The organism is Limnobacter alexandrii (assembly GCF_005871185.1).
Taxonomy (GTDB): Bacteria; Pseudomonadota; Gammaproteobacteria; order Burkholderiales; family Burkholderiaceae_B; genus Limnobacter; species Limnobacter alexandrii.
On sequence record NZ_SWKN01000006.1, the window covers coordinates 360,855 to 380,614 of the forward strand.

At 53.7% G+C, this 19,760-nt stretch carries 19 protein-coding genes and 1 pseudogene; 5 read left to right on the forward strand and 15 right to left on the reverse strand.

The annotated features are described in order from the left end of the window. Positions 1–121: 121 nt before the first annotated feature. Entirely contained in the window at positions 122–664 is a 543-nt protein-coding gene (locus tag FCS97_RS02005) for a response regulator transcription factor (RefSeq protein ID WP_138516145.1), read from the reverse strand. Beyond that, entirely contained in the window at positions 661–1,980 is a 1,320-nt protein-coding gene (locus FCS97_RS02010) for an ATP-binding protein (protein WP_138516148.1), read from the reverse strand. Before FCS97_RS02010 ends, FCS97_RS02005 begins: the two co-directional genes overlap by 4 nt. 139 nt (positions 1,981–2,119) lie before the next feature. Between FCS97_RS02010 and FCS97_RS02015 the strand changes: the two genes are divergently transcribed. Next, complete coding sequence (locus tag FCS97_RS02015) at positions 2,120–4,180, forward strand: TonB-dependent receptor family protein (protein ID WP_138516150.1); 2,061 nt, start codon at positions 2,120–2,122, stop codon at positions 4,178–4,180. Between the two features lie 244 nt (positions 4,181–4,424). Here FCS97_RS02015 and FCS97_RS02020 read toward each other — a convergent pair whose 3' ends face one another. Continuing rightward, positions 4,425–5,894 (reverse strand): PepSY domain-containing protein, encoded by a 1,470-nt coding sequence (locus FCS97_RS02020; protein WP_246065724.1) that lies wholly within the window; start codon positions 5,892–5,894, stop codon positions 4,425–4,427. A 128-nt stretch (positions 5,895–6,022) separates the two neighbouring features. Here FCS97_RS02020 and FCS97_RS02025 point away from each other — a divergent pair, with 128 nt between their 5' ends. After that, positions 6,023–7,939 carry an esterase/lipase family protein gene (locus tag FCS97_RS02025; protein WP_138516154.1) on the forward strand — a complete coding sequence of 639 codons (1,917 nt, stop codon included), beginning with the start codon at positions 6,023–6,025 and terminating at the stop codon, positions 7,937–7,939. An 8-nt stretch (positions 7,940–7,947) separates the two neighbouring features. On the opposite strand, the gene FCS97_RS02030 is transcribed toward FCS97_RS02025, so the two are convergent. Further along, positions 7,948–8,931, reverse strand: a complete 984-nt coding sequence (locus FCS97_RS02030) for an HPP family protein (RefSeq protein WP_246065726.1) — start codon at positions 8,929–8,931, stop codon at positions 7,948–7,950. Between the two features lie 148 nt (positions 8,932–9,079). Here FCS97_RS02030 and FCS97_RS02035 point away from each other — a divergent pair, with 148 nt between their 5' ends. Next, the gene (locus FCS97_RS02035; protein ID WP_138516158.1) at positions 9,080–10,102 is read left to right on the forward strand and encodes an acyltransferase family protein; all 1,023 of its coding nucleotides are present in this window, start codon (positions 9,080–9,082) and stop codon (positions 10,100–10,102) included. 18 nt (positions 10,103–10,120) lie between these two features. Here the strand turns inward: FCS97_RS02035 and FCS97_RS02040 are convergent, their stop codons facing one another. The 4 genes from FCS97_RS02040 to FCS97_RS02055 form a co-directional block, all read right to left on the reverse strand. Further along, the gene (locus FCS97_RS02040) at positions 10,121–11,245 is read right to left on the reverse strand and encodes a lipase family protein (RefSeq protein ID WP_171035134.1); all 1,125 of its coding nucleotides are present in this window, start codon (positions 11,243–11,245) and stop codon (positions 10,121–10,123) included. Positions 11,246–11,356: 111 nt separating this feature from the next. Then, complete coding sequence (locus FCS97_RS02045; protein WP_138516162.1) at positions 11,357–11,863, reverse strand: DUF6795 domain-containing protein; 507 nt, start codon at positions 11,861–11,863, stop codon at positions 11,357–11,359. Positions 11,864–11,922: 59 nt separating this feature from the next. Continuing rightward, on the reverse strand, positions 11,923–12,348 hold the full coding sequence (locus tag FCS97_RS02050) for a DUF6795 domain-containing protein (protein ID WP_138516164.1): 426 nt from the start codon (positions 12,346–12,348) through the stop codon (positions 11,923–11,925). A 256-nt stretch (positions 12,349–12,604) separates the two neighbouring features. Continuing rightward, a complete protein-coding gene (locus FCS97_RS02055; RefSeq protein WP_246065979.1) occupies positions 12,605–13,339 on the reverse strand; it encodes an esterase/lipase family protein in 735 nt (244 codons plus the stop codon). Between the two features lie 190 nt (positions 13,340–13,529). Between FCS97_RS02055 and FCS97_RS02060 the strand changes: the two genes are divergently transcribed. Then, a complete protein-coding gene (locus FCS97_RS02060) occupies positions 13,530–13,808 on the forward strand; it encodes a type II toxin-antitoxin system RelE/ParE family toxin (protein WP_138516168.1) in 279 nt (92 codons plus the stop codon). Further along, positions 13,808–14,101 carry a HigA family addiction module antitoxin gene (locus FCS97_RS02065; protein ID WP_138516170.1) on the forward strand — a complete coding sequence of 98 codons (294 nt, stop codon included), beginning with the start codon at positions 13,808–13,810 and terminating at the stop codon, positions 14,099–14,101. Before FCS97_RS02060 ends, FCS97_RS02065 begins: the two co-directional genes overlap by 1 nt. A 16-nt stretch (positions 14,102–14,117) precedes the next feature. Here FCS97_RS02065 and FCS97_RS02070 read toward each other — a convergent pair whose 3' ends face one another. From FCS97_RS02070 to FCS97_RS02100, 7 genes and pseudogenes are all read right to left on the reverse strand, one after another. Then, complete coding sequence (locus tag FCS97_RS02070; protein ID WP_138516172.1) at positions 14,118–14,894, reverse strand: ferredoxin--NADP reductase; 777 nt, start codon at positions 14,892–14,894, stop codon at positions 14,118–14,120. Further along, complete coding sequence (locus FCS97_RS02075; RefSeq protein WP_138516174.1) at positions 14,894–15,187, reverse strand: gamma-butyrobetaine hydroxylase-like domain-containing protein; 294 nt, start codon at positions 15,185–15,187, stop codon at positions 14,894–14,896. Before FCS97_RS02075 ends, FCS97_RS02070 begins: the two co-directional genes overlap by 1 nt. Beyond that, positions 15,184–15,914 (reverse strand): annotated as a pseudogene (locus FCS97_RS16825) (ABC transporter ATP-binding protein). Before FCS97_RS16825 ends, FCS97_RS02075 begins: the two are co-directional and overlap by 4 nt. Then, the gene (locus FCS97_RS02085) at positions 15,911–16,900 is read right to left on the reverse strand and encodes an ABC transporter permease (RefSeq protein ID WP_138516176.1); all 990 of its coding nucleotides are present in this window, start codon (positions 16,898–16,900) and stop codon (positions 15,911–15,913) included. Before FCS97_RS02085 ends, FCS97_RS16825 begins: the two are co-directional and overlap by 4 nt. Positions 16,901–16,903: 3 nt before the next feature. After that, complete coding sequence (locus tag FCS97_RS02090; RefSeq protein WP_138516178.1) at positions 16,904–18,367, reverse strand: ABC transporter substrate-binding protein; 1,464 nt, start codon at positions 18,365–18,367, stop codon at positions 16,904–16,906. A gap of 90 nt (positions 18,368–18,457) precedes the next feature. Beyond that, complete coding sequence (fdxA, locus tag FCS97_RS02095; RefSeq protein WP_138516180.1) at positions 18,458–18,799, reverse strand: ferredoxin FdxA; 342 nt, start codon at positions 18,797–18,799, stop codon at positions 18,458–18,460. Between the two features lie 11 nt (positions 18,800–18,810). Then, positions 18,811–19,758 (reverse strand): HEAT repeat domain-containing protein, encoded by a 948-nt coding sequence (locus FCS97_RS02100; protein WP_138516182.1) that lies wholly within the window; start codon positions 19,756–19,758, stop codon positions 18,811–18,813. Between the last annotated feature and the right edge of the window lie 2 nt (positions 19,759–19,760).

The following is a 19,760-nucleotide window of genomic DNA, read 5'->3' on the forward strand; positions in this document are numbered from 1 at the left end:
TTTAGCGGGTGCGCTTAGGGCGGTTAATCAATAACAAGGGGGCATTCAGGTTTTCTGGCGCGAGAGGGTATGCACCTGAGCGTGTTGAGCGAGCAAGTTAGTGATTGCAGCAGCACCAGTGTTATCGCCCCACTGGCCGCTTCGCCAGCTTGCGCTGCAAAGTGCGCCTGTGCATGTTCAACGCTCTTGCGGTGGCCGACACATTGCCATCGTGTTCATTCAGCACGCGTTGAATGTGCTCCCATTCAAGGCGAGAAACCGACATCGGTTGAAAATCAGAGACATCTTCTTCAGCCGAAGCAATGCCGGTCGCATCATCATCCAGGGTACGCAACACCGCAGCGCTGTCTGCTGGCTTGGCCAAATAGTTGTCGGCCCCCAGCTTGATAGCCTGCACGGTGGTGGCAATGCTGGCATAGCCAGTCAGTATCAGAATAGTCGCATTGGGCTGCAAAGCCCGAAGCTGCGTAATCAGCTGCAAGCCCGATTGTTCACCCAGATTCAAATCAAGCGTGATGTCGGTGAATTGCTGTTGCCCGGCAATAAGCAGGGCCTGCTCTTTGTTCAAGGCCACACTGGCTTGAAAGCCTTTGCGTTCAAACGACAAAGCAAGGGTACTGGCAAACACTTCGTCGTCATCAACAATCAGGATTGAACGCATCATTGCGGCAGCACCGGCAAACTTAAACTGGCGCAAACACCGGGGTGCAGGTTGCGAAGGCTGAGTTTTCCACCCTCACGCTCAAGCAGGTTGGACAGCAGAAAAAGGCCCATGCCTTGACCGTTGGCCTGAAACAGTTGCTGCCCAATTTTGGGCAATAACTCGACATCGATGCCGTCGCCTGCATCATTCACAAACAAGGTCAGGCTTTCATGATCGCATTGCATGCCCACCTGAAGCGGCTGATTCACCGAGGCACGCTGCTGGCTTTGTGCAGCATTGTCCAACAGGGTAATCAAACCCAACTCAAGCAATTCTTTGCGCACTTTGAACTCGCCTGCAATTGAGGCAATACTGGGCATCAGCCGCACTTCATGCTGAGGGTTTCGGGTTCGCCAAAGGCCAAGCGTGTTGTGCAGCCATTCGCTTGGTTTGATCATTTGTGCATCGGCATTGTGGCGCGGGTTGACTTCAATTTGAGCACGCAGTTGGCCCAGCGTGTCTGTGATGGATTGAACCTGGGCACTCAAAATACTCATTTCCCGTGCCTGCGCCTGCATGGCGGGGTCGTTTTTCCAGTCTGAAACAATGGTGGCAATGGTGGACACTGGCGTGCCCAGCTGGTGCGCAATTGAAGCGGCCTGATTGCCCAGCGCCGCCAAACGGGACTCACTCGCCAACCGTTGTTGTGCGCGCCCCAGCGCTTGGTCGCGGTTGCGGATCGATGAACTCAAACGCGCCACAAAACCCACCAGAATCAACACGCTGACCAGAAAATTCAGCCACATGCCCACGAGGTGAAAGTGAACACCATCATCGGGATTGGCCAACACCAGGGGTATGTAATTGCCCATCAACACCGTGTAGGCCACCACACTGAACAAGGCGAGAACTGCAACTTGTGCCCAAGGCAACAAAGCTGCAGCCAGTCCAAGAAGGGGCAGGTACAAAGACACAAAAGGATTGGTGACGCCACCTGTGAAATAAAGTACGAAGCTGAAAGCAGCGAGGTCAGCAAACAACTGGGCGGCCACTTCAAAACTGCCCACAGTGTTGCCCTGCCGCAGGCGAACAAAAGTGATGGCATTGAGTAAAACCAGTGCGCCCAGAATAACAGCCAATACAGACCAGGGAAGGCTGACCTTCAGCAACAAACCCACCACCGCCAACAACAAGACCTGAGCGGCCAGCGCAAGCGTGCGCATCCACATCACAGTCACCATTTGCTGGCGGCGTACAGACAGATCACTTTGGTCCATCAGCCCTTCGGTCCAAAGGTGCATGAAGGGGCGGTGTTCAGGAAGGGGGCTTGTTCTCATCCCCACATTCTAAGTGGCTTCGGGATTGCTTGCCTTGAAATTGTTGTGGCCGCATTGTGGCTGCGACAATATGCCGCATTTTCGCAAGTTTGGGCATGGCGTATAAACCGGGTTGAACTACCTTGTCCGGAAATACCCAATGCACACCAACCCTCCCTTCAAGCTGCGAGCCCTTTCATCGGGCGTGCTGCTGACCCTTGGCTTTCTTACCCAGTCGGCATTTGCAAACCCGGCCTTGGATACCGTTGAAATTCAGGCCCAGCGCGAGGCACTGAGCGCAGCCAGTGTTCGGGTGGCCGAAGAAAAATTAAGTCAAACGCCAGGCGGCACTGCAGTGGTGAACGCAGAAAGTTTTGAAGCAGGCAAGGCAGTCACCATCAAAGACATGCTGGACTTTACGCCCGGCGTGTTTGCGCAAAGCCGCGTAAATGAAGAAGCACGGCTCAGCATTCGAGGCTCGGGCTTGTCGCGCACTTTCCACATGCGCGGCATTCGCCTGCTGCAAGACGGCATACCGATCAATCTGGCAGATGGGGGCTCTGATTTTCAGGACATCGACCCCCTGGCCTTGCAACACGTTGAAGTGTACAAAGGGGCCAATGCCTTGCAATACGGCGCAGCCAGCCTGGGCGGTGCGATCAATTTCGTCACACCCACGGGCTACACCACGCCCAACAGTGTGTTGCGTCTGGATGCTGGCAGCCACGAGTTCGCACGGGCGCAATTCAAAACCGGCGATGTCGTCGGCAATTGGGATTATTTTGCCTCGCTGTCGCAATTGCGCTCCGATGGATTTCGGCAATTCAGTGGGCAGAAAAACACCCGCCTGAATGCCAATGCTGGATTAAAAATTTCGCCACAACTTGAAACCCGGTTCTATGTCATACACGGTGACATGAACCAAGAGTTGCCCGGGAACCTGAGCAAATCGCAACTTCAAACCGACCCCACGCAGGCCAATGCTGCATCTGCTGGCACCAACTCACAACGTGATTTCCTGATTACACGGGTGGCGAACAAAACCACCTGGATTTCGCCAGCGGGGGTGGAATACAACGCGGGTGTGTATGCGGTGGACAAAAACCTGTACCACCCACTGAGCTTTGGTTTGATTGACCAGCAAACACGTGATGTGGGCACCTTTGGAAACCGCAATGCCCAGGGCGAAATGTGGGGCCTGCGGCATGACACCACGCTGGGTTATAACCTGGTGCATGGCGTGACTGAAGCACGCATATTCAACCATGTGCGTGGTGATCGAATCAGCCTGAGAAGCCATGAAGATCAGAAAGCGCACAACATGGAACTGTATGGCGAAAGTCGCTTGCATGTCACCGACCGCTTGCAGTGGATCAATGGCTTGCAATGGACCCACGCCAAACGCACCGCGGACGATCAGTTTCTCAGCGATGGCGATGCAAGCTACCAGCGCCGCTACGCACAGTTCAGCCCTAAAACTGGTTTGCTTTGGCAGGCCAGCGAGGCGGTGCAGGTGTACGGCAATTTAAGCCGTGCGTTTGAGCCGCCCACATTCTCTGAGACCAGCCCAACGCGTGCACTTGAGGCCCAGGAATCGACCACCTTTGAACTGGGCACTCGGGGTGTTGCCGGAGAAATTCGCTGGGACATCAGCGCTTATTACAGCCAGTTGAACCATGAGTTTGTCAGCTACCAACTCAACCCGCTGGTGCCTGGCTTGAGCGCCATTCTGAATGCCGACGACACAACACACCAAGGCGTTGAAATTGGCATCGCCGGGCCTTTTGCGCGTGATTTGCTCAAGGCTGGCGACACCTTGAACTGGCAACTGGCATACACCTTTGGCCGATTCCGTTTTGACAATGACCGCGCGTATGGCAACGCCGCGATTCCCGGCATTCCCGAACACTATGTGCGGGCCAAACTGGACTACGCCAACACCTTGGGCTGGACCCTGTCGCCCAATATTGAATACGTACCGCAAGGCTACTTTGTGGATTTGGCGAACACGCTTTCCACTGACCCTTACCTGTTGCTGGGCTTAAATGCCAGTTACAGGTTCAGCGACACACTGCGTGTGTTTGTGGATGCCCGCAATTTGACCGACAAGGTGTATGCCGCCACCACGGGGGTGATAGTGAATGCGAATGGGGCAGACTCGGCTCAGTTTGCGCCAGGCGAAGGCAGAAGCGTTTATGCGGGTGTTGAGGTGAAGTGGTGAGGTTGGGATTCAATGTGTGCAAAGTGACCGACAGCTTGCGTCGCTGACTCAGGTGCATACCCTCTCGCGCCAGAAAACCTGAATGCCCCCTTGTTATTGATTAACCGCCCTAAGCGCACCCGCTAAACAGCGGGCGGGCTGCGCTTTCGGCCTTGCCGAACGGACGGTGAATTCAACACCAAGGGCAGGTTTTCTTGATCGGCGCTGCGAGGGCATTGCAACCTGAATCCGCGGAGCAATTGAGTCAGTGACCTGCCCTACGCCGGCTTCTCAGCCCAAACCCGGCCATCATCACCACCGCCAACACAACGACCACGCACATCACAATATTCTGAACGTTGCGGCCCAACCCACCCAAGAAGCTCCACTTGTGAAGCATGCTGAAACTCCAGATCTCGGGTTTCGCCGAATTCACGGTGATGTCGGCCAACACGCCAGTGGCTGTGTCTACAAACACGCTGGCATTCAGCGGTTGGCCATAGTCAAATTTCCACACCGGCAAGCGCTTGTTGCGAAAGTCATAATCGCCGCCAAAACGCGTCACCAAACTGACATGTTGAATGGCCTCGCGCGGAAGACCCGTGTGCAGTTGTGCAAGTTGATGGGCCATTTCACGGTCGCCATCCCGCCACAACAACCCTGTGTTCGCATTCAGATAGATGGCGGGTCCGGTTGGCTGAACGCCATCAAATCGCGCTGTGCGAATGGCTTGGGCATTTTCGGGCAAGCCGTGTTTTGGAAGCGGCAAAGCAAGGCGATACAACAACTCGCCATTCTGGTTCGCAACCAGAGACAAACCACTTACTTGCAAATCGCGGGTAATCTCGGGCCAATTTGAATGAATCGGAAAGTCCAGATTCTGTACATCAATGGCCGGGCGCATGGTCAGTTGCGATTGCTCATCAGGCCAACCATGCTGCACCACGTGGTACACACCGCTGAAAGAAAACATCAACACCGGCACCACCAATACATACCCTGCCATGCGGTGCCAGCCCTTGGCCCCAGCTGCGCGCACCTTGCGGCGAATGAGTACCAGCATGGCCAAACCACTGCTGGCCATCAACAGCAGCACACCCACCAGCATGGCAATCAACAACACACGTGGTGTTTCAGCCGCTTTGGGCATCCAGCTCCAGGTGTGAAGCCATTGAAACGCCGTTTGGACACGGTGCTTGGTGTTGTCCGACACAGCCGCCAAAGCAGCCGTTTCGGTGTACACATAGGCGTTCAGGCCATCGGGCTGGTCAAACTGCACCCGATACACCGGTAACAGGCGGTTTACGGCCGGGTAGTCATTTGAGAATTTTTCAATGCGCTCCACCTTCGCAATTTCAGCGTAGGGCACGTTCAAGTAATGACGAGCCAGGAAAGCGGCGTACACCGGATCGTGATTGGGCATTTCCTGCCCTGTATTCAGATCGAAGTAACGCCTGGGCGTAAGTTGCGATTCCGTGACCTGTAACAGGTTGGCCGACTCCCCAACCACCACGCGAATGGATTGTGCCTGCAAAATACCGGCGTGGCCCAACACCTGTTGAACTGGCAAGGCCTGGTTTAAATTCAATGCGCGCTGTGGCGGCGCAAATACTGCCTGTTGCACGCCAAAGGTTGTAAGCCAGGGGTGCAACAGGCCCGACAAGCCCCACAGCAACAATGCGGCAAAACCGAACAAAGCCAATGCGCGGTGCAGTTTTAACAACTTGATTTTCATGGTGGAATTCATGCCTGCCCAAACAAGCCTGAATTATCAGGCAGTGGCCAACAAGCAGGCTGCGACATATCGTCGCAGGCATAAAACATGCGTAGAATCTCTGTCTTCAGTCAAGGTATCTGCATCACATGTTCAACTTCCCCCGTCTCGCCACCGCCACTTTGCTTGCACTCACCGTGTCAGGCTGTGCCATCGTGAGCGTGGGTTCTGTCAGCTCGGAAGATTACCTGTCTGCCCGTCGGGGCGATGTACTCACAACAGGCAAACTCAGCGCGTCTGCCCGCACAGCGCTGCAAGTGGTGGGCACCGACCAAGGCCGCTGCAACAGCAATATTTCCGAATGCAGAAAAACCCTGATCGCCTCCATCGGGCTCAGTGATGAACAACGCTTGTCTACACTGTCTGAACTCTGGCTTCAAGAAGCGTTAAAAAGCGAAGAAGCGCAGAAACTGGAACCTGCCAACGATGCCTTGAAGGCCGCCACTTTGTCGGCCTACCTTGAAAGCGCCAAGCATGCTTATGCGTATTTGTTTTTCACCGGCAGAACGCCCGACCTGCGGGCTCTCGAAGACCGGCAGGCACAGGTTCGCGATTACTACAATTTTTCAACGCAACAGGCTGTGGTCGGTTTGTTCAACCGCTACCGCGACCAACTTGAGCAATCTGTTTCGCAGGAAAGAACCTACCTGCTCGACTTCGCCCCTTGGCAAGTCAGCGGCAGCACGGCAGGTATCAGCCTTAGCCACAAAGGACAACTGCCCAATGAATTGCTTGCCGCATCGTCGCTGACATTCAAGGGCCTTCGCAACCAGTATCGTCGCGATGGGTTGGGCGCAGAGCTGGTTGCCGTGTTTGCCGACAGTGTGGTGAAACAGGAAGACGAGAACAAACCCTGGAGTGAAACACCGTTTCCGTCCATTACCGTGATGCTGCGCTTTCCGGGCAACAGCATTGATTCTGTGCTGGCCGGCAACCGGGTTGAACTTCAAGGCTTCGACCCCCACCGCCATGTCAGTGTAGACGTTCGTGGCATTCGTGTTCCGCTGGCAGCCAACTTTACCTCGGGCTACGGGCTGTGGCTGGCCCGCTCGGGTTTTGCGCAAGAAAGTTTGTTGTCGCTGATTGGCCGCAGCGAAACCTTGGACAAACCGCGTATTTATTTGATGCAGCCTTTCGACCCCAACCGCCGGGTTATTCTCATGCTGCATGGCTTGGCCAGCAGCCCGGAGGCCTGGGTGAATGTGGCCAATGAAGTGCTGGGTGATGAAGAGCTTCGCCAGAACTTTCAGATTTGGCAAGTGTATTACCCCACCAATTTGCCACTGCCGTTCAACAACCTGGAAATTCGCGAAGCAGTCAATGCCACCCTCAAGAACTTTGACCCCCAAGGCAGCCGCAGGGCATCGAAGGACATGGTCTTGATCGGGCACAGCATGGGTGGCGTGTTGGCCCGTTTGATGGTGTCAAATTCAGGCAACCAGCTGTGGGAATCGGTGCTGGACAGGTACAACATTTCCGAGCAACGCGAAGCGCGCTTGCGCCAAAAAATTGAGCCCTATGTAATATTCGATGCCATGCCGCAGCCCACGCGTGCCATTTTCATTGCGGCACCGCACCGCGGCACACCTTATGCAGAAAATCGCTTTGCCCGTTTTGTGTCGGGGCTGATACGCCTGCCCGCCACGGTGCTGGGCCGCGTGACTGAAATTGGCCAGCTGTTGGTGAACCCGGATGAAGCCTCGGACGAGCCTTTGGTAGACTCGATCAACAGCATCAAAAACCTGAGTGATCAAGACCCTTTTGTACGGGAATCGTCGAAACTTCCAATTTCAAGCGACGTGACTTACCACTCCATCATGGGCAACGACACACCCGACGTCATTCTTGAAGCCAGCAGCGACGGCGTGGTGCCCTATGCCAGCGCAAAGCTGGAAGGCGCGGCTTCGGAGTTGGTCGTGAACTCTTGGCACAGCGTGCAGGAAAAGCCCGAAGCCATCGTTGAAATTCGCCGAATTTTGCATGAACACCTGAACGCGCTGCGGTGAAGTGTTCTTCAGTGAGTGGCGAGCTTCACGGGTAGCCAGCGCCCGTCTTGCAGCACCACTTCATAGCGGGCCCAGCGCTTGAAAGCTTCCACATTGCTCAAACCTGTTTCATACAAATCAGCACCCGCCACATTCTTGTAGATGACCTGCTGCCCTGACTCACCCTTGTATGGCGTGGTCAAGGACATGTCCAGCAACTCGCGCACACACCAGCGATAACCCACTTGGCCGTTGCTGTAAAACGCCCCCACAGTCAGGGTTTGGGGATGGGTGCTTTGTTCGTCTGCATGCTTGGTGGCGTATTCGAACAGCTCAGCCAATACGTCGGCGCTGACATCCACATAGGAATCCATGCGGGCAATGGCTGCGGCGAAGTCTTCGTGGGTCAGGCTGGCACCTGTTTCCGACAACGATTCCACCGGCTTTTTCTGCTTGCGTGCAAAGTGGTTGGGGTACCGCCGCCAGGAAAACAGCGCATTGAAACTGACCGCCACAAACAAAATAGCCAAGGTGTTCAACAGCACCGGGTTGATCATGTACCAGTAACCCAGGTTTGAAATGGACTCGCCACCCAGCACGGCGCTAAGCGCAGTTGCACCGCCTGGCGGGTGAATACAGTTGGCCCAGTACATCACGCCCACCGCCAAACCCACAGCCAAAGCGGCAGCCAAATAAGTGTGGGGAATGTAACGTGCACACGTGACGCCAATGAGTGCCGACACAAAATGCCCACCCATCAAAGCCCAAGGCTGCGACAAGGTTCCGTGGGGCACGGCGAACAGCAACACCGCTGTGGCACCCATTGAGGCCACCACGAGAATGGCATCGGTTCCCTGCACCACAAAACCGGACACCCAACACACCATCAGAATGCCCAAGAAGGCGCCCAGCCCGGAAATCGCTTTCTCGCGAGGGCTGGTGGAATTGGACTCGAAGCCAAGAATTGACCTCGACACCGACAAGGCGCGCAAAGCCCGGATGGATAGTTTCATGCTTGGAATCAACGGGTTTGTGTAACACAAGCACATGATGATACGCCTGCCAGTTGGGGCCGAGCACCAAGTTGGTGCAATTCAGGATGATCCTTTTTAGGTTCACAGTCGATATACTTCGCACTTGCCAATTTCCGCTGTCTGCTCCGTGCGCAACTCCACCATTGATCTGCTGAAAGCATTCGCATCACAAATTATCGTGATGCATCACCTGTTGCTGTACACACCCATGTCGCCCGTGTTGCAGGCCAAGTGGCCCGAGTTACTCGGATTCATCGCCGACGAGGGTCGCTATGTGGTGCAAATTTTTCTGGTGATTGGCGGTTTTTTAGCCGCACAGTCGATGTTTGGTTTGCTGAGCAAGGCAGGCGATGTCGCTGTGTGGCCGCTGTTTAAAAAGCGCTTTCTACGCCTGGCCAAACCATTCTGGGTGGCCATTGCGGTAGCGGTATTGCTAGGCTGGTTGGGCGGTCAAATTGCAATGCACGAGGAAGTGTCTGCCTTGCCCAGTTTCACCCAACTGCTAGCCCATGTGTTTTTGTTGCACGACATTGTTGAAGTAGAAGCCTTGTCGGCTGGGGTTTGGTACGTGGCGATTGATTTGCAACTGTATTTGCTCCTGGCGCTGTTTGCATGGTTCAGCCAAAAAACCGAAGGCTTCAAGTTGCTTCAACCAACAAGGGCCCTCTTGCTGCTGGCCGTTGCGGCAACGATTGCTTCGCTGTTGGTGTGGAACAGAGAATCCGAGCACGACGAATGGGCCTGGTATTTTTTCGGCGCTTACGGCTTGGGGGTTTTGGCCTACTGGGCGCAGCGTGAAGGCAAGGTAATTGCAGGCAGCATGGTGATTGTGTGCCTGCTAGGCGTTGCGCTTTGGATTGAATGGCGCGAACGTTTGTTACTGACAGGTGTAACTGCCTTGCTGTTGATGAACAGTGTTCGTATTGAGCGCTTTGTGGCTGCGCTTGTTCAAGGTCCTGTGCGCTGGCTTGGCGACATTTCCTATTCGGTATTTTTGATTCACTACGGCATTGCCGTGTTTGCAAGTTCGGTGGTGATTGCCCTGGGCTTGACCAGCTTTGCGGAAATGCTCGCTGCGTTTGTGGTGACTTGGGTGGTGAGTATTGCGGCTGGGTGGGTGTTGTATTGGGGGACTGAGCAAAGTCTTTAGGAATTTGCCCCCTACAAATCAACCTCGGTGTTGTACTTTTAACATGGCCTGCTGCGCCCGCCCAGCCATTTCCGTGCTGAATTGACCCAGAATCCAATGCAGGGTTTGAATCGTTAGCGCTGTACCGCTGATCGGTGCGCGCCCCAGAAAATCAAGCATGGAATTCACGATGGTGAACACATCGTCAGCCAGCAGCTTGCTGGCATTGGCGGCCTTCACCAATACCTCTGAGAGCAGATCGGCCGCTGTAACCGCAAGGCTTAATCCACCTTGCACGGTGACCAGGTAGGCATAGCCCATTGAACGCAACACCTGTTCAGTCAGTTTGCCCACAAGGTCGAGTAGCTTGGCATTGAACATGCCACCACCACCCAATTTTGCGAATTCTCTCGATAAATCTGCATACTGCGACAAGCCACTTGGCATGGGAGAAAAATCGCCCCAACTGCTGCTGTAGGCCATTTTTGAATAGCCGCTGTGCAGCAGGTGTGCGTCAATACCCACCTTCTCGCCATGGCGTATTAGAAGTTCAGAAGAGCCACGCGACGCATGCATGTAGGGAAACAAAGGCACCATGGGCACCGGGTCGCAAGGGTTCGCAATTCGACGAATTTGATTGGGTGTAATTTGCCTGGCCATGTCTTGCGCGTAGCTGACAATACCCACGCGCGGCGCACCAATGGTGTACAGGCACACATTGAAACCGGCATCGCGCAACATGCACGCATTGAGGTTGGCCAAAGCGCCGCCCAGGCTGTGGCCCATGCAGTGAATGGTACTTGGTCGCTTTGCACCACTTTGCGATACAAAGTTCACCAACTGGCTTTGATAACTTTTGAAGGTTTTCAAAAAACCACGGTGAAACACATTGCCCCGGGGGCCAATGCCATAGCCAATATTTGCATTGGTCGCCAAATCGAATTTGTTGTGCGCGAAGTTGGTGCCGCGTGTAACAAGCACCAATTCGTTGGCGCGGCTGCCAGTGCCGTGGGCGACGAAACCGAAACCGCTGAGGAGGTCGATGTTGAAGAGGCCTGATCGGCCAGACAGCATAGTAACTTGTTCGCCGTAAACCTGATCGACATCCAGAAGTTCTTTCCCCAAGCTGGCAGCCGCCAAGTTTCTGACGCCTGCCAACGGCATATTCGGGGTTCTTTTCCTTACTTCTCGAAATAGCATATCCGACCTGTAAGCGATATCTGACAGGTTATGAACTAGACTGGGTGGCAACAGAAGTTGAGAATGCTGATTCATTTATCTAGATGCCCCACTCTTGATTTTTCTAATGTTGCAGTCCAGACTTGGTAAGACTCCGTTGATAAGTTTTCGCGACGAGAGGTCGCAACTGAATTGAATTTCATCGAAACCAGTTTCAAATCTTGGCTCATATGAACTGCGGGTCTTTGAATACAATATTAATTCTTCAGTAGGCTGTAGCAGAAATATTTCCTGGGACACAACTGGCACATGAAATAGCCGTGCCAAGAACCCAAAATCTGCAGCACCCCGTACCTCAGGAAACTGAAACTTGCCATCCGCTTTGGTGGTTGTCATCTCTGTTCTGGCCTCCTGCTCCATATTCCAATGAAGAATTCTTTTTACTCTCGCGCCCGCTATAGGCTTGCCTTGATTAAACAGTTGACCCTCGACTGCTGAGGACAAAATTAAATTGTCTTGCCACACGGCTTGCGCCCCTTGGGAAAGGAAAAGAATAAAAAGAAAGCTTAAGAAGGAAATTGACCGGCGAAGAACTGATTGCATGCGGCTACGGTGCTTTATGTAAGTGCAAAACTCTTACCCTAACAGAGCAATGCACAGAGTCAAAAATCGACCGAATCGAATAACCCCAAATGATTAGTTTGCTCGACTTTACAGTCAATAATCGGCAATCGTTCCTCGAACATTTGTCGGTCCTTTAAATCGCAGCTCAAATTAGTTTTCTCATAACCGTGTTCAACTGCTTGGTTATATGAATTTCTTCCAGTGGCAAACAACGAGGTCGAAGACTGCCCCTCTATCAATTCAACATCAATCGAAATAACAGGAACATGAAACAGTTTGGCTAATAATCCAAATTCGGCAGCACTCCTTACTTCGGGAAATAAAAATACTCCGTTCCCGTCTGTGAAAGTTATTTCTTTACGCGGCTCGGCGTCCATATTCCAATAAAGCACTCGAACTACTTTCGCACCCACTAAAGGCACTCCATGGTTTGATAATTGCCCACTGATTACTGAGGACAACATCAAATTATCCTGTCGAACACTGCGAAAAAGGCTCAAGTCCCAGGTTGTTAAAATTAAGTAGGGAACACTGAGAAATCCGAGAAGCGCAAGAGTACGCACGCGCATTGAAAGGCTGCCTTCAAGGGGAAAGGCAACACAGTAGCAGAGGAGATTAGCGGCTCAAAAAAGCCGCTTTTTTGAGTCACTCGAAAAGGGTAGAACCAATGAATCAGGGGCAACAGGCGGCAGTAAGCGAAGTTTCTCGGAATAGACCACATTATTCCTGAAGCAGAAAATCCTTGATCAACGCGACGGCCTCATGCACATGTAAAAGTCCAGAATGTGTCGCGCGTAGCTTCGGAAACTGATCTTGCAAATACACATTGGTCACACCTGGCTCATCCAGAAACTGGCTTTCAACTGGTGTCACAACCAGATCATCTTTCGTGGCCAGGACAAGCGCCCGCAAACCGCCCGGGTTGAACCTGCCATTCTGCAGATTTTTCATGAACTCAGACTCACTGCCTAGCTGAGTGCAGGCAGGGCAATGCGCCGAGGATACCTTGGGGGGAACTCGGTCTGTGCCTCTCAAACTGGGTGCGACGGCAACGATCCGGTCTACCCTGTTAGCAAGCTCTGGCGTATTCGAAGCAAGGAAGGCCAACAGACCGCCTTGTGAATGACCAATCACACTGACCTTTTCGGCACCTGTTTCTTGCAGAACAGTACCGATAAACTTCGTGACTTCCGAAAGGGAGGATTGAATATCAGCAATCCCGTTGACGCCATAGATACCTTGCTTGCCGTAATTCAGCGCGTATAGACAAAAGCCATTTTCCTTAAGCACGGGCGCCACAGTGGAATATGCACGACGGGTGTTTGCAAACGTTCCATGCACCAACACCACAGGTGAATAGTCAGAGTTTGTGCAGCTAACGTTGACAAGTCCCGGCAAGCCCAGCGAATCGTCTGCAACTGCACCGCCTGACTGCACGAGGAAAAACAAACCCACACTCAACGTAAAATTCGACCACCGCAAGGCGTTCTCCTGTATTCAATCATCCATCAACAGCTTTTTACACGAACTTGATCGCTGGCAGTAGAGGGGTATTCAAAATTGAACCACCCACCCCACAAACGTCACTCACTCATCGCAGCGCATTGATTAATTTTGCGTGTTGCGCAATATGCAACATTAACCTATGATCTTGTCTTTTAAACACAAAGGACTTCGAAAGTTCTTTGAAACTGGAAGCATTGCTGGCATTCAGGCAAACCATGCCAAACGGCTTCGCTTGCAACTAGCCGCCCTTGATACAGCGGAAACCATTGACGATATGGATATTCCAGGCTTTTCGCTTCATCCACTCAAAGGCGAAATGCGTGGCCGCTGGGCGATATCGGTTAATGGCAACTGGCGCTTGACATTTGAGTTTCGTGAGGGCAATGCCAACGTGTTGGATTATGAGGATTATCACTAATGAGCATGCACAATCCACCCCACCCCGGTGAATTCATCACTGGTGTTTATCTTGAGCCACACGGAATAAGTGGTCGAGAACTTGCAGAAAAGCTGGACGTGGCCCCCTCTACCCTCAGCCGCATTCTCAATGGCAGCAGTCGGATCACGCCTGAAATGGCACTGCGGCTTTCCAAGGCAATTGGGCGCTCGCCTGAAAGTTGGCTTGCCATGCAAGACGCTCACGATTTGTGGGTGGCCCGCAAAAATGTGGATCTACGCCGAGTTGGGAAGCTTCGCCTGGCAAACGCCTGAAGCCCCTACCGCATCGCTACTTCTCCACAAACGCCCGTTCAATCACATAGTCCCCTCGCTCGCCCTGCCTTGGGCTGATTTTCAAACCCTTGGCATCGAGTAGTTTGCAGGTGTCTTCCAGCATGCTGGGGCTGCCGCAAATCATGGCGCGGTCTTGCGTTGCATCAAGCGCGGGCAATCCCAAATCCTCAAACAGTTTTCCGCTGTGCATCAGGTCGGTCAAACGGCCACGGTTGCGGTATGGTTCGCGGGTTACAGTGGGGTAGTACAGCAAGCGGCCTTGCACCAGTTCGCCAATGTATTCCTGCTTGGGTAGTTCTTCGCGAATGTAATCGGAATAAGCCAGTTCACTGACAGTGCGCACACCATGCACCAACACCACTTTGTCGAATCGCTCGTAGGTGTCGGGGTCGCGAATAATACTCATGAAGGGTGCCAAGCCGGTGCCCGTGGCCAGCAGGTAGAGGTTGCGGCCATCATTCAGGTCGTCGATCACCAAGGTGCCCACAGGCTTTTGGCCCACAATCAACTGGTCGCCAGGCTTTAAATGCTGCAAGCGGGAAGTGAGCGGACCATCGGGCACTTTGATGCTCAAAAATTCAAGGTGCTCTTCGTAATTGGCACTGGCAATGCTGTAAGCGCGCAGCAGTGGTTTGCCTTCGGCCTGCAGACCAATCATCACAAAGTGGCCGTTGTGAAAACGCAGGCTTTGGCTGCGGGTGGTTTTGAAACTGAACAGCGATTCATTCCAGTGGTGCACTTCCAGCACGGTTTCAAATGCCAAATTGCTCATCATTCAACTCCAAGTTCGCGCAGGTAGGCCCAGGGGAAAATTCCGCGTTCGTGGCCGTCTGCAAATTTAAAGTTCAGGGCGTGCTCACCCACCATTTCAATGCCGGTAATGGCGCTGCCCTGCACCACCGGCTTGCCCGCACGCTGCGCGGCCACGCATTCTGCACACTTGCAATGTGTACGCAGCAGGCTGTGCGGCAGTTCGCTCACCACCCCGTCGGCCCATTCAATGCGCAGCAGTTGTGAAGCGCGTTGATCAGTAACCGCCACGGGCTGAGTGGCCATGTTACTCATCGCAAGGTCTCCATGCCCTCTTCGCCCAAGTGCCAGCTTTGGCCCATGGTGGCGGGGTCAATTTCACCGCCCATGGCGGCCAGGCTTTCCTCGCGAATCAGGCTTTTCAGTTGCCGGTGCAAGGCGGTGAATACTGGCGAAGCTGTCATTGCAGCGTTTCGCGGGCGTGGCAGGTCGATGGGAATTTCCGCCTTTATTTTTCCGGGGCGGGCTGTCATCACATACACACGATCGGACAGAAAAATGGCTTCCTCAATGTCGTGCGTAATAAACAGCACCGAGATTTTCCACTGCTGCCACATGTGGGTCAGAATTTCCTGCATCACCACGCGGGTTTGGGAGTCGAGTGCGCCAAAGGGTTCGTCCATCAGCAACACGCGCGGGCCATGCCCTGTAGCTTCAAACCGAACTCCACGTTTTCGCGCACTTTCAGCCACGGAAACAGGGAGTACTGTTGAAACACCACACCGCGTTCGGCGCTGGGGCCATGAATGGCCTGGCCGTCCATGGCAACCACACCGTCGCTGGGTTTCAGAAACCCGGCCACAATGTTCAACAGGGTGCTTTTGCCGCAGCCCGATGGACCAACCACCGAGACAAACTCACCGGGTTGCACGTTCAGGGAAACGTCTTGCACAGCCGCAAAGCGCGCGCCGTTTTGAATGAAGTTCACCTGCACATTGCTTAGTTCAATACAGCCCTCAGGCTTTTTCACGGTGCTGTTCATTTTCCACCTCCGGGCCCGGCAATGTGTTGCCAAGGCATGAGCAAACGGGCCAGCAGCAAGATGCCGCCACTGCACAACAAGCCCAATACACCAATCACGATCATGCCCAGCACAATGTTGGGGTACTCAATCAGTGAATACGCTTCCCAGGTGAAGTAACCCACACCAAACTGGCCTGAAATCATTTCCGCTGCAATCAGCGACACCCAAGCCACACCCATGCCCACCGCCAAACCGGTGAACACATTGGGTAAGGCGGCGGGCAGTATCACTTTGGTCAGCATGGTGAACTCGTTGGCACCCAAACTTTTTGCGGCACGTAACAGCACGGGGTCAACGCCTTTCACGCCGGCCATTGTGTTGATCAGGATTGGAAAGAATGCGCCAATGAAGGTGATGAAAATAATGCTGCTTTCTGTGGTGGGCCACAGCATGATTGATATAGGCACCCAGGCAATGGCAGGAATTGGACGCAACACTTCAAGTGCGGGAAACATCAAGCCGCGTATGACCGCAAAACGGCCGCACAACAAGCCAAGCGTGACACCCAAAAAAGTGGCCATGGCAAACCCCTGCATAATGCGCACCACGCTTTTCCAAATGTTCGTTTGGAAACGCTGGTTTTGCATCAGCTCGACCATATTGGTGAACACCTCTCCAGGTGTGGGAATGTTGTTGAAGCGAATGTAAAAGTCGAGCTTGTACAAAGTGGCCACATACCAAAAGGCAACCAGTGCGCCGATCGATAAAAACGTCATCAATGCGGCCAAGCTGTGCTTCTTCGCGCTGATCAAGAACAGTTCGCGGGCCGGCAACTTCTCGGTCACCTCGGGTTTCGGCCGCACCGCAAGGCGGGCGGTGTTCGCGGTCGCCTCCACGGCTTGCAAAGCGGGTTCTTTCGCCCCGGGGGCGAGGGTGCTGGCCTTCACCCCCGGGGCATACGGCTTCGCAGCCGCAGGCATTTGAATTTCAAGAGGTCGTGACATGGCTTATTTCCCCACTACAGCAAGCGCAAGTGCGTCGGTGTACATGCCCACCTTGCCGCCATTTTTCGCAGCATGGGCCTCAGCGTCTTTTTTCAGTAAAAAGGGCACAATTTCCGGGGTTTTTGCGCCAGCCTTCAGCGAGTAAAATGCTTTGTCGGCAAACACCTTGATCTTCATGCTTTGGTCGTACACGTACGCCACGCCAATTTTCTTGCCTTCGCCTTGGGCTTTCTTGATGGCAGCCAGTGTGCAGTTGGCTGACTTGTAGGCAGTGATTGCGCCGCCTTCGATCCACACTTCGCCGGCTTGCCGGGGCTCGATGATTTTTCCACCACACAGTGGGTCGGTGCCGGAAATTTCATAGTTGCTGGTGCTTGCCTTTTGCTTGGCATAGTCCAGTCCCAATTCCTTGAAGGCTTGCTTCACATAGGTTTCGTCGACCCAGGCATCGGCGTCAAAGTCTTTCACGCGGCCCATGCGTTTGAGCACACCATGGTCGTACTTCACGGTTTCAACCCACTTGGGCTTGATGGTGGGGTCTAGTGTATGCACACCGCCTGGGCCAAGGAATATGTAAGCCACTTCTTTTTCAATGCGGGTCCACTCTTCAATTTTGGCTGCCGCTTGCACCGGGTTTTTGCGTACCCATTCGTTGGCTTCCATCAGTGCTTTGATGTAGGCCACCACAAACTCGGGGTACTTTTTGGCGAAGTCTTCGCGCACCACCACGCCGTGGAATGTAGGCACTTTGGTTTCAGCGCCATCGAAAATTTTTCGGGCAAAGCCACGGTAAGGCAACAGTTCAGCAAACGGTACAAAGTCAGCATGACCATCAATGCGTTTTTCCTGAAGACTGGAGGTACCTACTTCCGGGCTTTGGCTTGAAAGTTCGAAGTCTTCGGCAGTCCAGCCACGGTCTTCAAGGGCCTTGAGCAACATACCATGTGCTGCCGACCCGAAAGGCACGGAGAGTTTTTTGCCTTTCAGGTCAGCCAGCTCATAGTAAGGGGAGTCTTTGTGGACCACCACGCCATTGCCCGCGCCTTCAGAGTTGTAGGCAATCAGTGCGATCAAGCGGCTTTTGGTTTCATTGCCGTTTTGAAATGTGGCGCCATTCACCAGCAAGGGGTAGTCGCCCATCATGCCGATTTGCAAAGTGTTGGCCACCATGCCGTTGGTGACGGGTGGGCCCGAAGTGAAGTTTTGCCATTCCAGTTTGAACTGAATGTCTTTGAAGCGAGGCACCGTGGCCAAATGCTTTTCAATCAAACCCAGTTCTTTCAAGACCACACCCCCAGTAACAGTGTTGGTGGTGGTGTTTTGGGTGCCGATTCCGACTGTGACTACTTCGGCCAATGCTGGAAATGAAAGTGTGCAGGCCACCAGCGCGCTGGCTGCGCGAATGCCGATGAACCTGCCTGCTACCTTGCCCTGTGCTGCGATTCCTTTGAAGATTCCCGTGTTCATGTCAACAATCCTTTTCAATAGACTCGTTTCAAAATGGGTGCCAGGTGGTTGGCTATATTTGACAGTCGGAATATTTGAATGCTTTCGGGTTCAGGCCTTGTCCGTGCAGGCTTCGTCCAGGTACTGCTTTTTGTTCGCTACATCAACCCAGGCGTCGGCGTCTTCCAGTGGCTCTTTGGCGCTGTCAATCACCGGCCACTGTTGGGCCAATCGTGCGTTAATCTCAATGAAGTCCCGCTGGTCAGCGGGTACATTGCCTTCTTCGTAGATTGCGCTGGCGGGGCATTCGGGAATGCACACACCACAATCGATACAACCTTCAGGATTAATCACGAGAAAGTTCGGCCCCTCGTGAAAGCAATCCACCGGGCACACCGACACGCAGTCGGTGTATTTGCATTTGATACAGGCTTGCGTCACCACGAATGTCATGGCAATTCCCCTTAACTGTGTTTCAGCGTGATGTTGGTCAATGCCAGGCGGGCCAGCTTGCGCACATCGGGATCGTTGTCTTCCAGCGCTTTTTCAAGCGCAGGAATGGCCCGTTTGTCGCCAATTTCACCCAAGGCAATGGCCGCCTCTTTTCTCAAATTGCTCACGGTGTCGTTCATGGCTTCCACCAAGGCAGGCAGCGCGGGCAAAGCTTTCATGACACCCAGGGCACGCGCAGCTTTGACACGCACTTGCCAGTAATCGTCTTGCATGGCATTCACCAGTTCATCGGTGGCCTGTGCCATGCCCAGCTTGCCAATGGTGGCTGCGGCTTCCTCACGTACCATCCACACGCTGTCGTTCAGGGCCCGCATCAGCGAAGGCAGCACGCTGACTTCATTGGTGTAACCCAATGCACCCACAGCAATGCGGCGCACTTCACCATCGGGGTCGTGGGCAGCCACTTCAGCCAGCTCGCCAACGGCTTCAGCACGCTTTAAGTAACCCAGTACACCCACTGCTTCCCTGCGAACCGCCGGGCTTGAATCTTTTAACTGCTTCAAAGCAGGCTCATAAGCCTCGGGCACTCTCAGCGCACGCACTGCTTTCAAGGCCAGCGAACGCACTGTGGCATCGACATGGGTTAGCAGCGGGATCAATGGCGGGGCTGATTCCGACTCCTTCAGTTCTGCAAGCACCAAACCGGCCGCTTCTTGAACCACTGGTGATGTGTCTAGCAGCATTTGTGCCAAAGCGGTTACGGTGGTTTGATCCTCAAAGCCCTCCAGTGCACGCACTGCTTCCAGGCGTACATTGGCATCGGCATCTTGCAGGCAGGGCAACAGCAACAACTCAATGTCGTCTTCATCGCTGTATGGCAAGTCGATTACTGCCAGGCGGCGCACTTCGGCGTCGGGGCTGTTCAAGCGTTCTGGCAAAGTAGGAATTACAATGCTCATGG

Excerpts from the sequence above, each read along its gene's own strand:
- FCS97_RS02020 (WP_246065724.1), bottom strand. The coding sequence starts at position 5,894 with ATGAAAATCAAGTTGTTAAAACTGCACCGCGCATTGGCTTTGTTCGGT.
- FCS97_RS02010 (WP_138516148.1), bottom strand. The coding sequence starts at position 1,980 with ATGAGAACAAGCCCCCTTCCTGAACACCGCCCCTTCATGCACCTTTGG.
- FCS97_RS02070 (WP_138516172.1), bottom strand. The coding sequence starts at position 14,894 with ATGAGCAATTTGGCATTTGAAACCGTGCTGGAAGTGCACCACTGGAAT.
- FCS97_RS02090 (WP_138516178.1), bottom strand. The coding sequence starts at position 18,367 with ATGAACACGGGAATCTTCAAAGGAATCGCAGCACAGGGCAAGGTAGCA.
- FCS97_RS02085 (WP_138516176.1), bottom strand. The coding sequence starts at position 16,900 with ATGTCACGACCTCTTGAAATTCAAATGCCTGCGGCTGCGAAGCCGTAT.
- FCS97_RS02015 (WP_138516150.1), top strand. The coding sequence starts at position 2,120 with ATGCACACCAACCCTCCCTTCAAGCTGCGAGCCCTTTCATCGGGCGTG.
- FCS97_RS02025 (WP_138516154.1), top strand. The coding sequence starts at position 6,023 with ATGTTCAACTTCCCCCGTCTCGCCACCGCCACTTTGCTTGCACTCACC.
- FCS97_RS02050 (WP_138516164.1), bottom strand. The coding sequence starts at position 12,348 with ATGTTGTCCTCAGTAATCAGTGGGCAATTATCAAACCATGGAGTGCCT.
- FCS97_RS02030 (WP_246065726.1), bottom strand. The coding sequence starts at position 8,931 with ATGAAACTATCCATCCGGGCTTTGCGCGCCTTGTCGGTGTCGAGGTCA.
- FCS97_RS02040 (WP_171035134.1), bottom strand. The coding sequence starts at position 11,245 with ATGCCGTTGGCAGGCGTCAGAAACTTGGCGGCTGCCAGCTTGGGGAAA.
- fdxA (WP_138516180.1), bottom strand. The coding sequence starts at position 18,799 with ATGACATTCGTGGTGACGCAAGCCTGTATCAAATGCAAATACACCGAC.
- FCS97_RS02005 (WP_138516145.1), bottom strand. The coding sequence starts at position 664 with ATGATGCGTTCAATCCTGATTGTTGATGACGACGAAGTGTTTGCCAGT.
- FCS97_RS02045 (WP_138516162.1), bottom strand. The coding sequence starts at position 11,863 with ATGCAATCAGTTCTTCGCCGGTCAATTTCCTTCTTAAGCTTTCTTTTT.
- FCS97_RS02100 (WP_138516182.1), bottom strand. The coding sequence starts at position 19,758 with ATGAGCATTGTAATTCCTACTTTGCCAGAACGCTTGAACAGCCCCGAC.
- FCS97_RS02060 (WP_138516168.1), top strand. The coding sequence starts at position 13,530 with ATGATCTTGTCTTTTAAACACAAAGGACTTCGAAAGTTCTTTGAAACT.
- FCS97_RS02065 (WP_138516170.1), top strand. The coding sequence starts at position 13,808 with ATGAGCATGCACAATCCACCCCACCCCGGTGAATTCATCACTGGTGTT.
- FCS97_RS02075 (WP_138516174.1), bottom strand. The coding sequence starts at position 15,187 with ATGAGTAACATGGCCACTCAGCCCGTGGCGGTTACTGATCAACGCGCT.